Source organism: Methylomonas sp. HW2-6 (assembly GCF_052474525.1).
This window is the reverse complement of the sequence record NZ_CP184124.1, coordinates 375,682-390,375: the sequence shown is the minus strand read 5'-3', so window position 1 is coordinate 390,375 and position 14,694 is coordinate 375,682. Positions and strand designations below refer to the sequence as shown.

Annotated in this window: 18 protein-coding genes; 11 read left to right on the top strand and 7 right to left on the bottom strand. The window is 56.0% G+C overall.

Features of this window, described 5'->3' with window-relative positions; genetic code table 11:
* Positions 1-4 precede the first annotated feature (4 nt).
* Positions 5-592, bottom strand: coding sequence for a Uma2 family endonuclease (locus ACH518_RS02880; protein WP_445371800.1), 588 nt, complete (start codon positions 590-592; stop codon positions 5-7).
* A 132-nt stretch (positions 593-724) separates the two neighbouring features.
* On the opposite strand from ACH518_RS02880, the gene ACH518_RS02875 reads away from it, so the two are divergent.
* From ACH518_RS02875 to ACH518_RS02855, 5 genes are all read left to right on the top strand, one after another.
* Positions 725-1,738: a helix-turn-helix transcriptional regulator gene (locus ACH518_RS02875; RefSeq protein ID WP_445371799.1), complete on the top strand. Its 1,014-nt coding sequence runs from the start codon at positions 725-727 to the stop codon at positions 1,736-1,738.
* Positions 1,739-1,989: 251 nt separating this feature from the next.
* Positions 1,990-3,276 (top strand): SDR family oxidoreductase, encoded by a 1,287-nt coding sequence (locus tag ACH518_RS02870; RefSeq protein ID WP_445371798.1) that lies wholly within the window; start codon positions 1,990-1,992, stop codon positions 3,274-3,276.
* Positions 3,273-3,746, top strand: coding sequence for a DUF2269 family protein (locus tag ACH518_RS02865; RefSeq protein ID WP_445371797.1), 474 nt, complete (start codon positions 3,273-3,275; stop codon positions 3,744-3,746). Before ACH518_RS02870 ends, ACH518_RS02865 begins: the two co-directional genes overlap by 4 nt.
* Positions 3,747-3,749: 3 nt before the next feature.
* The gene (locus ACH518_RS02860) at positions 3,750-4,331 is read left to right on the top strand and encodes a DUF4166 domain-containing protein (protein ID WP_445371796.1); all 582 of its coding nucleotides are present in this window, start codon (positions 3,750-3,752) and stop codon (positions 4,329-4,331) included.
* Between the two features lie 209 nt (positions 4,332-4,540).
* Positions 4,541-5,197 (top strand): hypothetical protein, encoded by a 657-nt coding sequence (locus ACH518_RS02855; RefSeq protein WP_445371795.1) that lies wholly within the window; start codon positions 4,541-4,543, stop codon positions 5,195-5,197.
* Between the two features lie 49 nt (positions 5,198-5,246).
* On the opposite strand, the gene ACH518_RS02850 is transcribed toward ACH518_RS02855, so the two are convergent.
* Positions 5,247-5,759 carry a septal ring lytic transglycosylase RlpA family protein gene (locus tag ACH518_RS02850; protein ID WP_140913497.1) on the bottom strand — a complete coding sequence of 171 codons (513 nt, stop codon included), beginning with the start codon at positions 5,757-5,759 and terminating at the stop codon, positions 5,247-5,249.
* A 244-nt stretch (positions 5,760-6,003) separates the two neighbouring features.
* Here ACH518_RS02850 and ACH518_RS02845 point away from each other — a divergent pair, with 244 nt between their 5' ends.
* The 4 genes from ACH518_RS02845 to ACH518_RS02830 all read left to right on the top strand — a co-directional run bounded on the left by ACH518_RS02845 (position 6,004) and on the right by ACH518_RS02830 (position 9,088).
* Positions 6,004-7,302, top strand: coding sequence for an NAD(P)/FAD-dependent oxidoreductase (locus ACH518_RS02845; protein WP_278210336.1), 1,299 nt, complete (start codon positions 6,004-6,006; stop codon positions 7,300-7,302).
* 25 nt (positions 7,303-7,327) lie between these two features.
* The gene (locus ACH518_RS02840; RefSeq protein WP_445371794.1) at positions 7,328-7,849 is read left to right on the top strand and encodes a YcxB family protein; all 522 of its coding nucleotides are present in this window, start codon (positions 7,328-7,330) and stop codon (positions 7,847-7,849) included.
* A 467-nt stretch (positions 7,850-8,316) separates the two neighbouring features.
* The gene (locus tag ACH518_RS02835; RefSeq protein WP_445371793.1) at positions 8,317-8,835 is read left to right on the top strand and encodes a hypothetical protein; all 519 of its coding nucleotides are present in this window, start codon (positions 8,317-8,319) and stop codon (positions 8,833-8,835) included.
* Positions 8,836-8,920: 85 nt separating this feature from the next.
* The gene (locus ACH518_RS02830; RefSeq protein ID WP_445371792.1) at positions 8,921-9,088 is read left to right on the top strand and encodes a DUF4160 domain-containing protein; all 168 of its coding nucleotides are present in this window, start codon (positions 8,921-8,923) and stop codon (positions 9,086-9,088) included.
* A 133-nt stretch (positions 9,089-9,221) separates the two neighbouring features.
* On the opposite strand, the gene ACH518_RS02825 is transcribed toward ACH518_RS02830, so the two are convergent.
* Entirely contained in the window at positions 9,222-9,674 is a 453-nt protein-coding gene (locus ACH518_RS02825) for a DNA polymerase III subunit chi (protein ID WP_445371791.1), read from the bottom strand.
* A 47-nt stretch (positions 9,675-9,721) separates the two neighbouring features.
* A complete protein-coding gene (locus ACH518_RS02820) occupies positions 9,722-11,206 on the bottom strand; it encodes a leucyl aminopeptidase (RefSeq protein WP_445371790.1) in 1,485 nt (494 codons plus the stop codon).
* A gap of 96 nt (positions 11,207-11,302) precedes the next feature.
* On the opposite strand from ACH518_RS02820, the gene lptF reads away from it, so the two are divergent.
* Together lptF and lptG are read left to right on the top strand one after the other, a co-directional pair.
* Entirely contained in the window at positions 11,303-12,439 is a 1,137-nt protein-coding gene (gene lptF / locus ACH518_RS02815) for an LPS export ABC transporter permease LptF (protein ID WP_445371789.1), read from the top strand.
* Complete coding sequence (gene lptG / locus ACH518_RS02810; protein ID WP_140912771.1) at positions 12,436-13,503, top strand: LPS export ABC transporter permease LptG; 1,068 nt, start codon at positions 12,436-12,438, stop codon at positions 13,501-13,503. Before lptF ends, lptG begins: the two co-directional genes overlap by 4 nt.
* 76 nt (positions 13,504-13,579) lie before the next feature.
* On the opposite strand, the gene ACH518_RS02805 is transcribed toward lptG, so the two are convergent.
* The 3 genes from ACH518_RS02805 to ACH518_RS02795 are packed head-to-tail and all read right to left on the bottom strand — an operon-like array spanning position 13,580 to position 14,671.
* Entirely contained in the window at positions 13,580-13,966 is a 387-nt protein-coding gene (locus tag ACH518_RS02805; RefSeq protein WP_140912770.1) for a hypothetical protein, read from the bottom strand.
* 60 nt (positions 13,967-14,026) lie between these two features.
* Positions 14,027-14,491, bottom strand: coding sequence for an RDD family protein (locus tag ACH518_RS02800; RefSeq protein WP_445371788.1), 465 nt, complete (start codon positions 14,489-14,491; stop codon positions 14,027-14,029).
* Positions 14,492-14,671: a hypothetical protein gene (locus tag ACH518_RS02795; RefSeq protein ID WP_140912768.1), complete on the bottom strand. Its 180-nt coding sequence runs from the start codon at positions 14,669-14,671 to the stop codon at positions 14,492-14,494.
* Positions 14,672-14,694 lie beyond the last annotated feature (23 nt).

The following is a 14,694-nucleotide window of genomic DNA, read 5'->3' as shown; positions in this document are numbered from 1 at the left end:
TGGTTTAAGTCGAGGCGGCCGACGTTGCCGGGTCGCCAAATTCGACGCCCTCGTATATCTCGGCAACCGGCAATTCGAACCCGACCGATTCGAACCTGACCTGCTCGCCAGCTTGGTAAAGCTGCAAATCCCATTGTTCGCTACGGCGGTAACATTCGACGCGTTGAGTGTCTTGGGCGACCAGGACGTATTCTTCCAGGTTTTCCAGCTTGCGGTAATGGTGGAATTTTTCGGCCCGGTCGTAGCGTTCGGTCGCGTCGGACAAGACTTCGATAATCAGTTTCGGCCGGCTGTTGTAATGTTCTGCCGTATCCTCCGCCGAACAGGTCACGTGCAGATCCGGGTAGAAGAAACAGTCGTCGCTGGCGGTTTCGACCCGGACTTTCATGTCCGAATTGAAAACCCGGCATGGCGAACCGCGCAAATGGGCAAACAGCGCACCGGCCAAATTCATGCTGATCAGATTGTGCGCTCGTTTGGCGCCTGACATCGCATAAACTTCGCCGTTGATATATTCGTGCTTGATGTCGCTCAACAACTCGCCTTGCAGGTAGTCCGCAACGCTCAGGTGTAATTTTTCCGCTAAAGCCATAGCCGTTTCCGCTGGATTAGATCAAGCGATTGTAGCGGCTAACACCGGCCGGCGGTAGTCCGGACCGATCTGCAAGATGGCGGATCGGCTGATAGCCGCTAAACTCTGGATTTTGCGATTTCGGCGGTTTTGATGCAGATTGCAGCCCTGTTAAGTATTGGATTCTCGTTCGGCGCAGCCCTGTTGCTGGTTGCCGGCAATTTATTGCAAAGCCGTGAGTCTCTATTTTGGCCTGCGCGCTGTGCCGGATTCGTGTTGATTGCCGGTTTGGTCGCGATCCAAACTGCGCACCTGGCTTGGCTGACTCAGGCATATGATGTTCTGCATGCGGCAGCTTATTGGGTAGCGCTTTATCTGGTCGCTCCCAGTTTTTACTTCTTCAGCCGGCATCTGCTGCAGGCCGACGTGCAATACCGTTGGCGAGACCTGTTGCACGCCTCACCGTTGCCGCTCTGCCCCTTTTTGCCGCAACCGCTCGCAGTGCCCGGCGCATTTTTGCTCGGCAGCGCGTATTTGATCTGGCTGGCACATGCCGTGTACCGCTTGCGTTCGGAGCGCCGGCGGTTTCGGCTGGAACTGGTCGCGCTCGCAACCTTGTTCGCGATCGCGGTTGCCGTATTGGTGTTGGGATTCATCTGGCCGCTGTTAGCGACGGCCGATTTCATCCAGGCCTACAGCATATTGGTCGGCCTGGCGTTTTTTGCCGTGACGCTGACCTTGCTGCGCTTCCCGGCGATTACCGCCGACGTGGCTGAGGCCGTGCAGGCGGCGTACGCCGAATCGACCTTGAAAAACGTGGATAAACCGAAGAAGCTGGCCGAGCTGGAGCGCTTGATGCGGCAGGACAAACTCTACCGGCTAGATACCTTGAATCTGGCCTTGCTGGCCGAGCAATTGACGTTGAGCCAGCACCAATTGTCGGAATTGATCAATACCGAATTTCGCCAGGGCTTTTCCCGCTATATCCGCGAACAGCGCATCGAAGACGCCAAACAGCTGCTCGTCACCGAACCGGAGGCGTCGGTATTGTCGATCGGGCTGACGGTGGGGTTTAGCACCCAATCCAATTTTTATGCCGCATTTCGGGAAATTGTCGGCATGGCGCCGGGACAATACCGGAAAATCCACGCGCCAACGCCTTCCTGAATCCAGCAAGAACTCCGTTTTTATCATTTTGTAAAAATATAACCTGTTGTAATTGATAGGTTTAGTTTTTAATGCGGAATTTTTTATTCCAGTCCTATCACTCCGGAAGTTACGGCCTTTGGTTCGACTTAAGCTGAGCCCGCCCTCAACTTTTGGAGCAAAGCCATGAATTTTTCACTGATCAATTGGTGCTTACCTCGCCTGCGGCTGGCCTGTCCGCCAATTTCGGAACCGATGCGCGGGAGGCGGTTATGAACATCCTGTTAACCGGCGCCACCGGGTTTATCGGCCGTGCGATTGCGCTGGCGTTATTGGAGCAGGGGCACCGCGTCACGGCGTGCTGCCGGCGGCCGCAGCGTTTGCGGCTTGAAAGTCCGCTGCTGACGCCGCTGGCGCTGGATTTTGCCGAGGCTGACCAAATCGAAAACTGGTTGCCGCATTTGCAAGGTATCGATGCGATCGTCAATTGCGTCGGCATCATCGCCCCCGGTCCGCGGCAAAGTTTTCAGCAATTACATAGCCAAAGTCCCATTGCACTATTTCGGGCCGGCGCCATGGCCGGCGTTCGCAAGATCGTGCAACTCTCGGCCTTAGGTGTCGACGATCAGGCGGCCTCGGCGTACCACTTGAGCAAGAAAGCCGCCGACGATGCATTGAGCGAACTGCCCTTGGATTGGTTTGTGTTGCAACCGTCGCTGGTTTACGGCCCCGGCGGCCGCAGCCATGCCTTGTTCCAGGCCTTGGCGGCCCTGCCGGTGCATCTGTTGCCGGAAGGCGGCAAGCAGGTGCTGCAACCGATACATGTCGACGATGTCGCCGCCGCGGTATGCCGCTGCCTGCAACCGGGCTGCGGCGGGCGGCGAACGATCGCGCTGGTCGGTTCGGAGCCCATCAGTTATGCCGATTGGCTGCAAGGCCTCAGACTGCGTCTGGGTAAATCCCGAGCCGGCGCATGGCTCCTGCCGCAACGCTACGCGGCGATTGGCGCCGGCTTTGGCCGCGCATTGGCCGAACCGATACTGAGCCGGGACAACCTGGCGATGTTGCAACGCGGTAGCACAGCCGATCCGGCGCCGTTGATCGAGCTATTGGGCAGGTCGCCGCTGAGTGCAAAGCGGATGTTCGCCGACGATGCGTCTCAAGCTGAACGCTGGCATGCCAATTTGTACTTTTTGCGGCCATTGCTGGGCTGGAGCATTGCCTTGGTCTGGTTGTGGAGCGGCATCACCTCGCTATTTTTCTATCCGCATCAGGCCAGCTACGCCTTGTTGGCGGCTACCGGCATCAGCGGCATCGCCGCGCCGCTGACGCTATACGGTTTGGCGGCGCTGGACATTGCAATGGGTCTGATGACCCTGGCGCGGATACGCTTACCCGCACTGCTGCTGTGCCAGTTTTATATCGTGCTGGGATATAGCTTGATGGTGGCCTGGCGGCTACCGGAGTTCGTGTTTCACCCGTTCGGGCCCTTATTGAAAAATCTACCGTTTTTAATGTGTTTACTGGTTTACCGGATCTTGGACGGAGAGCGGCCATGACTTATTTGACCTTGAAATTGATTCACATCTTGAGCGCAATCGTGTTGTTCGGCCTGGGTTCCGGCACGGTGTTCTATAAAGTAATGGCCGACAAAACCGGCGATCATGCGGCGATTGCCGTTACCAGCAAGCACGTAGTGCTGGCGGACTGGTGGTTCACCACACCGACCGTCATCATTCAGCCGCTGACCGGCGTGTTGCTGGCCGAGCAATTATCGGCCTCGTTCGGCGAAGGTTGGTTGTGGTGGACGGTGTTGCTGTATCTGCTCACCGGCTTGTGCTGGCTGCCGGTCGTGGTGTTGCAAATCCGGATGCGCGATATCGCCGCCGATTCGCTGGCTCAAGGCCGGCCGTTGCCGTCGATTTACCACTATTACGCCAATATCTGGTTATGGCTGGGAGTGCCGGCGTTTTTCGGCATGATCGGCATCACCACACTGATGGTGTTTCACAATTCTCTGTGGAGTTGAACCATGTCCAAACTATTGATGCAACAGGTGTTAGGTGACGATTGGCAACAATTGCCGGAAGCGATTCAACGCCATTACCGGATCGGTGACGGTGAACGTAGCGGATTGGCCGGCACGATGCAGATCGGCTATCCGGCTTACCTGTTTCCGTTAATCTGGCTAATCCATCTGTTCGGCGGCTTATTGTTTTGGCCGGCGCCGGCGGCGCATGCTGAAGTGGATAAAACTGCCGATGCCGCCGGGTTGATGTGGCGGCGCAGACTGAATTATCCGGACGGCCGCAGCGATTGCTTCAATTCGCGGATGGCTTATGTCGCCGAAAACGAATTGGCCGAATACATCGGCTTCGGTTTCGGCCTGCGCTTAAGGGTCACGGTCGAAAACGGCGATTTGGTCTACCGCAGTCAAGGCCACTTCTGGCAATGCGGCAATTGGGTCGTGCCGATCCCTGACTGGTTATTATTGGGTTCGGCAACGATCAGGGAGCATGCCACCGCAACCGACCGATTTTATTTGGACTTCGAAATCCGCCATCCGTGGTGGGGCCTTAGTTATTGGTACCGGGGTACGTTTGTCTACCGTTGATTTGTCGCCGGTTTGAACTTCCGGCTCTTGCCGGGAATTAACGTTAGAGCGACGCCGGGTTTGGTTTCCATCGCCTTGCGAATTCAGAACGGCGCGCTCCTTGCCGGCAACTTCATGCCGAAACCGATAAACCAGTCAGACCTATGGGCGATTCGCGGGTTAGCGTCGGTCGCCGCATTCGATTGATATTCACCAAAGAGGACGGAGATATGAGATTGACAACTGTAAAACGACTAGTGGCCGCAGTGATGTTCAGCGCTTCGGTACAGGCACAAGCCAGTGTAGTGAACGATGCCACCGGCGACTATCTGGCCGGATATGCCGGCAGTAAGGCCGGCGATTTGGATGTGGTTAGCGCATCGGTCACTTACAACCCGCAAACCGATGTGTTTCATTTCGAAAGCACCTTTGCCGCTGCAATCGGCACCTCCCCCGGGGGCCTTTACGTATTGGGTTTCGACCGCGGCGCCGGCACCGGCCGCTTTGCGGCGAGCGGTCTGCCGAATGTATTGTTCGACTCGGTAGTCGTGATCAATACCAACGGCAGCGGCGCGGTGAATCTGTTAGTGCCGCAACCGGTCGTTTCGACGCCGTTCGCAGCAGGTACGGCCGTAATCGACGGCGCTAAATTGAGTCTGGACATCTTGGGCAGTTGGCTGCCGTCCGCCGGCTTCAGTAAGTCCGGATATACCTGGAACCTGTGGCCGCGGGACGGTTCGCAACCGGCCGGTTTCGGCCAGATTTCCGATTTCGCGCCGGATAGCGTGAATGCCGCGGTGCAGGTCGTACCGCTGCCGGGAGCGGTCTGGCTATTCGGTTCGGCGCTTGCCGGTTTTGTCGCAGCCGGGGGACGAGCGTTCCGCTAGCCGCCTCGGTTAATCGCTACCGCGCGGTTATGTTTCGGCTTCGCCCCGCTCAGCGCGAGCCGGGCGAGGCATCCAGAATTTCCACCGACACTTGCGCCAAGCCGTTAACGCCGATGCGTTTGGCGGCGCCGTGCGATAAGTCGATCAAGCGATCGGCGACGAACGGGCCGCGGTCGTTGACCGTGACATCGATATGGCGGCCGTTTGCCAGATTTGTGACCCTAACTTTGGACGGTATCGGCAGCGTCTTGTGGGCGGCGGTCAGGCCGTTGGGTTTGAAACGGTTGCCGTTGGCGGTGCGGTCGCCGGATTCGGCGCCGTACCAGGACGCCAGCCCGACTTCCCGGTAACCGTGCCGGCTCAGCAACGGAAAATAAGTTTTGCCTTTTACCGTGTAAGGCTGGTTATACAGCGCCTGATCGCGGTAAGACGGTAATTGTGCCTGCGAATCCGAAGGCGGCAGCGGCGGTTCGGAGGCGCATCCGGCCAGTAATACTATCGAAGCCAGTAGCCTCAGCGGCAGATATTTCGAAGCCATGTCGTAATTTAAGTGGTTGAACATAGTCGGTCCTTTTCCAAAGGACTCGGCGGCATGGTCGTTTGCCAAACTTAACGGTTTATTAAAAACTCGTGCCGTCCGCATGCGCTGACACGGCACTATGGCATCGGCGCGCGACTCAGCCCGTCAAAATCGGCCAGCCGGGATGCGATTGGTTATAATGCCGCGAGCAAGGGAATTCAAAACAACGCAGGGACGGCGCATTCTGTGCCTGATTAGGCCGGGCATCACTCGTGGGGGGAACAGCATGGCGGAAAAACACAAGATATTGATCGTCGGCGGTGGCGCGGCCGGTCTGGAATTGGCCACGGAACTGGGGCAAAAGCTCGGTAAAGCCGGCAAGGCCGAAATTACCTTACTTGACGCCGCATCGACTCATATCTGGAAGCCTTTATTGCACGAGGTGGCCTCAGGTACGTTGGCCGAAGCCGAAGAAATCGAGTACATGGCTCAGGCGCACAGCAATCATTTCCGTTTCCTGTTCGGCAAAATGGAGGCGCTAAATCGGGCAAACAAGGAAATCATCGTCAGCTCGATTACCAATAAGCAAGGCGAAGAGATCATTCCGCAACGCCGGTTCAAGTACGACACGCTGGTAATGGCGGTCGGCAGCGTCAGCAATACATTCGGCATTAAGGGCGTCGATAAATATTGTCGATTCATCGATACCACCAAGGAAGCTTTCCGTTTCCAGAAACAGTTGGTGGAAACCTACTACGTGCAGTCCTACGCCAACCAGAGTCGTCAGCGCGACAAGCCGTTGTCTATCGTGATTATTGGCGCCGGGGCGACGGGGGTGGAATTGTCCGCCGAGCTGCACCACGTGACCAAATTACTGGCCACTTACGGCTTAGAGGGGTCGATAGACGTCAACATCACCATCATCGAAGCCGCCACCCAGTTGTTGCCGGCATTGCCTCCGCGCTTGTCGCAGGCTACCCAGGAGCAACTGATCAAACTCGGTATTCAGCTGAAACTGGGCCGTAAAGTTACCGAAGTGACCGAAACCGAGGTGCACACCTACGACGGCGAAGTATTCGAAGCGGATTTAAAAGTCTGGGCGGCCGGCATCAAGGCGCCGGACTGGATGAAAAACCTGGACGGCCTGGAAACCAACCACATCAATCAATTGGTGGTTGACCAAACCCTGCAGACCAGCGATCCGGATATCTTTGCAATCGGCGATTGCGCCGCCTGCGAATGGGTCGGCCATGGCGGCAACGTGCCGCCGCGCGCCCAATCCGCCCATCAAATGGCATCGGCCGTCGCCAAGTCCATTGTGAACCGCCTGAAAGGCAAACCGGGCGTCAAATTCGTCTACCGCGATTACGGCTCGCTGGTGTCGTTGGGCAAATTCAGCACCGTCGGCAGCCTGATGGGCAGTTTGATGGGCACCGTCAGCGTCGGCGGCTTCATCGCCTATATGGTGTATCTGTCCTTGTACAAAATGCACCAGGTAGCGATCCACGGCTATTTCCGCACCGCGATGCTGACTTTGTCGAACCTGTTCCGGCGAAGTACCCACGCCAAAATGAAAATGCACTAACCCCTCTATTGATCGAGTAACTCAAATGTTAGAAATCGAATACGAATTCCGCGAAGAAGACCTGGTTCATTTCAATGAACAGCGCCTGAAAAACGACCCGGAAATGCAGAAAAAACTCCGCCAAAACCGCATCTTCGCGCCGGGTGTGATGATGGCGATTGCGCTGTTTTATTACGTCTACTACGTGGACATGAAAACCACGGCCTATATTACGATTCTGGCCCTGGCCTGGGCGATTGCTTCGCCGTTCATCATGAAGATCGACATGCGCCGGCAATTTTTCGACAAATACACCGAAGCTGAAAAGAAAGCGTTGTTTGGTATCCACTGGCTGAGCGTCGAGCCGGAATTCCTGCAGGAACGCGCCCCCGGCGGCAAAAGCAAAACCCCGTGGAAAGACATGCTGCGGGTCGAAAAGCACAAGGATTACGTCTACATCTACGTCGATATCGACGCGGCCATCGTGATCCCGCGCGCCACGGTCAAGAAAGGCGATTTGAAGGCGTTCGCCAAGCAGGTTGAGGGGATGATTGAGAGGGCGGGGTGAGCAAGCCGGCGCTTTGCCGTATAGTCAACGATTTAGGGTGATTTACATAAACGACTTAACTAATTGTTAGCGGTTAACACACCGGAGCATTCATGCCAACTCGCTTATTGCTGATCGGATTTTCTCTTGTGGCTTTACTGTCAGGGTGCGGGCAGAGTTCCAACTTGGATGTACCTAGAAAATTCTTTAGCAAAAACAAGATCGGAGGTTCCCCAGATTACGCTGTGATCAAGTGGAACAATCCAGAAGATCACGTTGCCACCATCCACGGGTTTATGGACGACATGAAAAGCTGTCAGATTATTTCGAACGCACTCAACAAAGACGCATGCAACGAAACAGGTCACCAGAATTGTCTAAATCCATTCTCATGTCAGCCTCTAAATCATTAGTCGCTAACAATTCCAACTTGCTTACGGCCTGCTGTACGCAAGTTTCTGACTTTAACGTCAGCCACTGATAGTCGTATGACCGAATCAAAGCCTATCAATGTTGAATTTGTTTCGGCACTACTCGCAGAAGATGAGGTCGGATCTGTAATCCGTTCGCATCTTTACATTGAGGCTCAACTGAGCGAGTTTTTGGAATTGACAGTTGTCGAACCAAAATTCCTGGCCGATCTCGACCTCAGCTACGCGAAGAAGGTTGAACTCGCTTGTTGCCTTGGGTTCGATGCAAAATTCAGGGGAGCGCTAAAACGGATCGGTAAGCTACGCAACGACTTCGCACACGACTTATCGTCATCGTTGTCGCAAAAGGTTGTCTCCGACCTCTACAATGCTTTACCTGAGTTTGGGCAGAAGGCCGTACATCTTTCCGTAGATATGCTGCACCAGATGTGTAAAGTCGTACCGCAGCCGTCAACCTACGATCAGCTCCCTCCAAAGATGCAGTACCTACTCATCGCGCTCAACCTTGAACGTATCTGCTCTGCCGCATGCGAATTTGTAGGTGAGTCCAGGAGTAGAGCTCGTAGGTACGATTAGCGAAGCGTAATCGTACGAAAGTTGAGCCTCATCTCCCCGATTACGCTTCGCTAATCGGGGCTACGACACGAGCGAAGGTGTTGATATGAGCCCAACTGTTTTTAAAGAAGCCGGTTTTCGGTTTTATTTTTTCTCTCGGGAAGAGCCGAGAATGCACGTTCACGTGCAGGCGCAAAACGGCGAAGCAAAATTTTTGGTTGGACCCCGTCATCGCTTTGGCGCAACATACCGGTTTGTCTCACAGAACTCGTAGGTACTATTAGTTTCGTAGGGTGGGCACGGTTTTTGTGCCCACGCGGCATTGGGACTATTCCTCTTATCCGTGGACAGAAAAGCTTTGTCCGCCACTTTCAAGGCTTTAACGCGTGGGCACTAGCGTACCCACCCTACATTTTGTGAGTGTTGATCGATAAACCCACCTGTTGGTAATGCCGGTAACGCTGGCGGCCGGCTTGTTTGGACTCCTCGCTGTTGTCCAATATTTCCAAAATCCGTTCGGTCGGCGGTTCGGCGGGCGGAAATGCCGACGACAGGTTGACGATTACGCCGCGCCAGGCGTCCGGAATCTCGCTGCCGCCGATCAAAACCGTGCCGGGATATTGCGGCGGCAAGCCGCGGTAGATTTGATGCGGTACGAAACTGCCGGCGCGGAAGGTCCACAAGGCTTTGTCGATTTGCTCCGCCTGCTCGGCCGATTCGGCCAGCACGTAGCAGAAAAAGCCGCTACGGTAGATTTTCTCGATCAATTTGCAGGCGAATTCCTGGCGTTGCTGCTGGTCGTACGTGCCGAGCACGTAGAAACTGACTTCAGGCAGTGCGCTGTCGGTGGCGGCGGTCATGGCGGTTTAGGCGGAGCGGCGCGGCCGCCGCTCCCGGTTGAGGTGAATCAGGCCTGAGCCCGGTTCAACAGGTATTGCACCAACAACGGCACCGGCCGGCCGGTGGCGCCCTTGTTGGCGCCGGTGCGCCAGGCGGTGCCGGCGATGTCGATGTGGGCCCAACGGTATTCCTCGGCGAATTTGGACAGGAACACCGCTGCGGTGATGCTGCCGCCGTCCGGGCCGCCGATGTTGGCCAGGTCGGCGAAATTGGATTTCAGTTGTTCCTGGTATTCTTCCCAGATCGGCATCCGCCACAGCAAATCGCAGGCGGTTTCGCCGGCGCCGATCAGTTCGTTGCAGAGTTTGTCGTCGTTGCCGAACAAGCCGCTCGGCACCCGGCCTAAGGCGACGATGCAGGCGCCGGTCAAGGTCGCCATGTCGATGATCACGTCCGGGTTGTATTTTTTGGCGTAGGTCAGCGTGTCGCACAGGATCAGGCGGCCTTCGGCATCGGTGTTCAAGATTTCGATGGTCTTGCCGGACATGCTGGTCCAGATGTCGCCCGGTTTGTTGGCGGCGCCGTCCGGCAGGTTTTCCGAGGACGGCACCAGGCCGACGATGTTCAGTTTCAAATTCAACAGGCTGGCGGCGCGGATGATACCCAGCACGCTGGCGCCGCCGCACATGTCGTATTTCATTTCGTCCATGCCCTGACCGGGTTTCAAGGAAATGCCGCCGGCGTCGAAGGTCAGGCCTTTGCCGACCAGCACGATGGGTTTGGCGTTTTTGTCGCCGCCCCGGTACTCCAGGCAGATCAGTTTGGCCGGCTGGCGGCTGCCGCGGGTCACCGACAGGAACGAGCCCATGCCCAGCGCTTCCATGTCGCTTTCTTCCAGAATTTCGCAACTCAACAGCTCGTGCTGGCCGGCGAGCGCCAGGGCTTGCTCGGCCAGATAGGTCGGGGTGCAGATGTTGCCGGGCAGGTCGGCCAGTTGTTTGGTCAGTTCCACGCCCAGGGCGATTGCGACGCCTTGTTGCAATCCGGTTGCGGCTGCGGTTTTTTGGCTGTCGTTGGCGAGAATGCTTAGTTGTTGCAGCGGAATTTTATCGTCGATTTTTTTAGTGGCGCTGTACTGGTACAGGCCGTCGTTGAAGACTTCGACGATTTGCCGGGCTTGCCATTGGTTGTCGGCAGCGTCGACATCGATATCCAGCAACGCGCTACAGGCGTTTTGTACTTTGCTGTCTTTAACGGTTTTGGCCGCGGCGGCCAACGCCTTACGGTATTGTTTGCGGCTGACTTTGCCGCGCTCGCCGAAGCCGACCAGGACGATGCGGGCGATACTACCGTCCGCCAGGTTGTTGACCAACAGGGTTTCGGCGTTTTTGCCCTTGATGTCGCCCCGCGCGATCAGTTTGCCGATCAGGCCGCCCTGCGCCGCATCCATGGCCGCGGCCGCCGGGCTGAGTTGCTGGTTTTCGTAGATACCCAGCAGCAGGCAATCGCTTTGCAGTTTGTCTAAGGGGGCGCTTTCTATAGAATAGTCCATTTGATACATCCACTATCAAGTGTCTTGGATTGAGGGTTTCTGCCGGTTGCAGCGGTATTGCGACCGATTATACATGAGAATATCGGGAGAGAGTCTTTGAGCGTCGAGCGCACAATGCCCAGTTCCGGCCGGCCGTTTCGGCTGTTGACCGTGCTGGATAAAATGATCATCAAGGAGTTGTTTTTCACGGTCACGGCGGTGCTGACCGTGCTGGTGGTGATTATCGTCAGCCGCAAATTCATCCGGGTGCTGGCACAGGCCATTGAGGGTAATATCGCCAATGAGACGGTGATGACCTTGCTGGGCATGAAAATCGTGATTGCCACCACGGCGTTTTTACCGGCCGCCTTGTTCATGGCGGTGTTGATGGTGTTGGGACGAATGTACCGCGAACAGGAAATGTCGGCCATTTCCTCGGCCGGCGGCGGGGCGTTCACGATTTACCGGTCGGTATTCTTGCTGGTGGTTCCGCTCAGTCTGGTCGGCGTAGGTCTATCGATGTTTGCGGCGCCGTGGGCCGAGGCGCGGACCGAACAATTGATGCACCAGGACAAGCAAAACGCCGATATCCGCGGTATTTCCGCCGGGCGTTTCAGCGAATACAGCGACGGCGAATTGATTTTCTATACCGAAACGGTGGACGACGAAGGCCGCATGCGCCATGTGTTCGTGCAAAACAAGCAGGGCGGCAAGCTCGGCGTGGTCAATGCCGAATCGGGCTGGCTGAAAAATCTGCCGGGCGGTTTGTATCTGGTGTTGGAAAACGGCCAGCGGGTGATGGGCGTACCCGGCAATAAGGATTTCGTGATCGAAGCCTTCCAGGAATATTCGGTATTGATCGAAAAGAAAGTCACGGTATTGAGTCTGGGCCGGGAGGCGATCCCGACCCGGGCCTTATGGGTGTCGCCGGAATTGCGCGACATTGCGGAAGTTCAAGACCGTTTGAATACGCCGCTGGGTGTGGTGTTGCTGGCAGTTTTGGCAGTGCCGCTGGCCAAACTGTCCCCGCGCGGCGGCATCTACGGCAGCATGCTGGTCGCCTTCGGCATTTACTTCGTCTACGGCAACCTGCAGCGGGTCAATCATAGTTGGGTCATCAGCGGCGCGTTGCCGGCTTGGGTCGGTTATTTTTGGGTGGATACGGCGTTATTGTTACTGGGGATAGCGATGCTGATCCGCCTGTACGGTTGGCGCTGGTGCTTGCAAAGTCTGACAGGAAAGGTTGCCGGATGAATGTGTTAACACTTTATATCGTCAAGGAAGTCGTGAAAGGATCGCTGGTGGCGGTGATTTTGTTGCTGACCTTGTTCAATCTGTTCAGCTTCAGCGACGAATTAAAGGACCTGGGCCAGGGTGGCTACAATTTGCAGACCATTTTGTGGTTTCTGACCTTGACTTCGCCGCGGGTATTTTACGAATTGGTGCCGTCTTCGGCGCTGTTGGGGAGCCTGTTCGTGGTCGGGGCGATGGCTAACAACCGGGAAATCGTCGCGATGCGCGGTGCCGGACTGTCGGTGGCCTGGATCATCCGCACCATTATGCTGGCCGGGCTGGTGTTGGTGGTGGTTGCGGTCCTGGTCGGCGAATTCGTCGCGCCGCCTTGCGAACGCGCCGCGCAGTTGCTGAAAACGACGGCGTTGCACGACGGCGTGGTGATGCGGTCCCAATACGGCATGTGGCTGCGGGAAGGCGACAGTTTTATCAATGTCCGCAAAATTCTGGACGACGGGTCATTGGCTGACGTGCGGATTTACGATGTCGGCGAGGATAAACATCTGCAGCGCGTGACTCAGGCCGAGCACGCCCAGTTTCTCGGCGACAAGCAATGGCGGTTGGAGGGGGTCAAACATTCGGAAGTCACGCCGCAGCAAATACTCGCCGGCGCTCAGGAGCAGCAGGCTTGGCGTTCTGGGATAGACTCCGATCTGCTGAAAGTGGCCGTGGTCAATTCCGACAACCTGTCGCTGTACGATCTGTTCATGTATATCGATTTTCTGAAGCAGAACAATCAGAAGTCGCAAAGTTACGAGCTGGCGTTTTGGAGCCGGTTAATCAATCCCTTCGTCACCTTCGTGATGTTGATGGTCTCGGCGCCGTTCGTGATCGGCATCGGCCGCGGCGTCAGTACCGGAGCGCGGATCATGATGGGTATTGTGATCGGCATGACCTTCAATATTTTCGACCGGATTGCCGGCCATGTCGGTTTGGTTTACGACATGAATCCGATGTTGATGGCGATGTTGCCGAGTACCTTGGTGTTTTGCTGCGCGTTGTACGCGGTGAAACGGGCCAGCTAAGGCAGGTGCATACTGAGTGGAATCTGGCAGAAGGCGCCGGTTGCTCTGCGGCAACCGGCTCGAGCGAAAGCGGGTTTTATTTGCGGGTCATGAACAGATAGAGAAATTTACATTTTAATACCATATCTTTTTCGTCCAGTTCCACGACGGCGCAGTCTTCGTATTTTTCCCGGCCCGGAGTGACTTGCTTTTTGATTAAGCCGTCGGCCACGCTGTATTTAATCGGAATGGTCATTTCGCCGATGCCGCTACGGGCATCTTCGCCGGTGGTGACCAATGTGCCGTCTTTTTGAAATTCCCAGGTTACTCGGAGCGGTTTTTTCTCTCTATCCAGGGCGAGGGATTCGGCAGTGACCTGCCATTTGCCCAACAGCTTGGCGTTGTCCGCCAACTTCACGTCGGCAACGGCATTGGCGGCGGTCAATGCGGCAAACAGGGATAGGGCTATTGTTATTGTTTTCATTGTGTGCTCCCGGCTCATGAAGAAGATGGAGCCGGGAATATAGCACATCCGATTTTGGCTTCAGCGCTTTTCTTCGCAGTAAACCACGCGGGTTTTGGACAGGCGGTCGTGCCAGGCTTGGCGGTCCTTGTCGAACAAGCACCAGAGAAAACCCAGACCCAAACAGGCCCAGGATAACAGCGCGCTGAAAAAACGCAGGGTGGCTTGCGGCCAGCCGACAGGTTGAGCGTTGGCGGAGACGACTTTGATTTTCCAGGCCTTTAAGCCCAGGGTTTGGCCGCCGTGGGTCCAAAACCAGCCGTAAAAGGCAAAGCTCACGGCCAATAGATAAATAGGATACAACACTTGGCTTGCCGCGAAAGCCTCGCCGCCGTTGAAGGGTAGCGCTAGTGCAGTAGCCAGGAACAGCACAGCCAACAAAAGCAGTGCGTCGTATATGACGGCTCCCATGCGGCGTAAAAAACCCGGCCTCGCTATGGCAGCGGTGCCGGGTTCAGGTTGGCTCGGTGGATTTGCTCTGCGCAATTATTGTTCGAACAGGGCCAGTTTTTGTCCCATGTACATGCTCATTCCGACCAATGCGCCGACCATGGCGATGGAAAACACGAAAGGCGGCCGATGGAACAGCAAGATCGCGAAATCGGCAACAAACAGGCTGGTGAACAATGGGCGGTCGACAAAGCCCAGCAACATCTTTTTAAACATACGCTCCACACTCCGAAGTAAAG

Excerpts from the sequence above, each read along its gene's own strand:
- ACH518_RS02880 (WP_445371800.1), bottom strand. The coding sequence starts at position 592 with ATGGCTTTAGCGGAAAAATTACACCTGAGCGTTGCGGACTACCTGCAA.
- ACH518_RS02875 (WP_445371799.1), top strand. The coding sequence starts at position 725 with ATGCAGATTGCAGCCCTGTTAAGTATTGGATTCTCGTTCGGCGCAGCC.
- ACH518_RS02870 (WP_445371798.1), top strand. The coding sequence starts at position 1,990 with ATGAACATCCTGTTAACCGGCGCCACCGGGTTTATCGGCCGTGCGATT.
- ACH518_RS02865 (WP_445371797.1), top strand. The coding sequence starts at position 3,273 with ATGACTTATTTGACCTTGAAATTGATTCACATCTTGAGCGCAATCGTG.
- ACH518_RS02860 (WP_445371796.1), top strand. The coding sequence starts at position 3,750 with ATGTCCAAACTATTGATGCAACAGGTGTTAGGTGACGATTGGCAACAA.
- ACH518_RS02855 (WP_445371795.1), top strand. The coding sequence starts at position 4,541 with ATGAGATTGACAACTGTAAAACGACTAGTGGCCGCAGTGATGTTCAGC.
- ACH518_RS02850 (WP_140913497.1), bottom strand. The coding sequence starts at position 5,759 with ATGTTCAACCACTTAAATTACGACATGGCTTCGAAATATCTGCCGCTG.
- ACH518_RS02845 (WP_278210336.1), top strand. The coding sequence starts at position 6,004 with ATGGCGGAAAAACACAAGATATTGATCGTCGGCGGTGGCGCGGCCGGT.
- ACH518_RS02840 (WP_445371794.1), top strand. The coding sequence starts at position 7,328 with ATGTTAGAAATCGAATACGAATTCCGCGAAGAAGACCTGGTTCATTTC.
- ACH518_RS02835 (WP_445371793.1), top strand. The coding sequence starts at position 8,317 with ATGACCGAATCAAAGCCTATCAATGTTGAATTTGTTTCGGCACTACTC.
- ACH518_RS02830 (WP_445371792.1), top strand. The coding sequence starts at position 8,921 with ATGAGCCCAACTGTTTTTAAAGAAGCCGGTTTTCGGTTTTATTTTTTC.
- ACH518_RS02825 (WP_445371791.1), bottom strand. The coding sequence starts at position 9,674 with ATGACCGCCGCCACCGACAGCGCACTGCCTGAAGTCAGTTTCTACGTG.
- ACH518_RS02820 (WP_445371790.1), bottom strand. The coding sequence starts at position 11,206 with ATGGACTATTCTATAGAAAGCGCCCCCTTAGACAAACTGCAAAGCGAT.
- lptG (WP_140912771.1), top strand. The coding sequence starts at position 12,436 with ATGAATGTGTTAACACTTTATATCGTCAAGGAAGTCGTGAAAGGATCG.
- ACH518_RS02805 (WP_140912770.1), bottom strand. The coding sequence starts at position 13,966 with ATGAAAACAATAACAATAGCCCTATCCCTGTTTGCCGCATTGACCGCC.
- ACH518_RS02795 (WP_140912768.1), bottom strand. The coding sequence starts at position 14,671 with ATGTTTAAAAAGATGTTGCTGGGCTTTGTCGACCGCCCATTGTTCACC.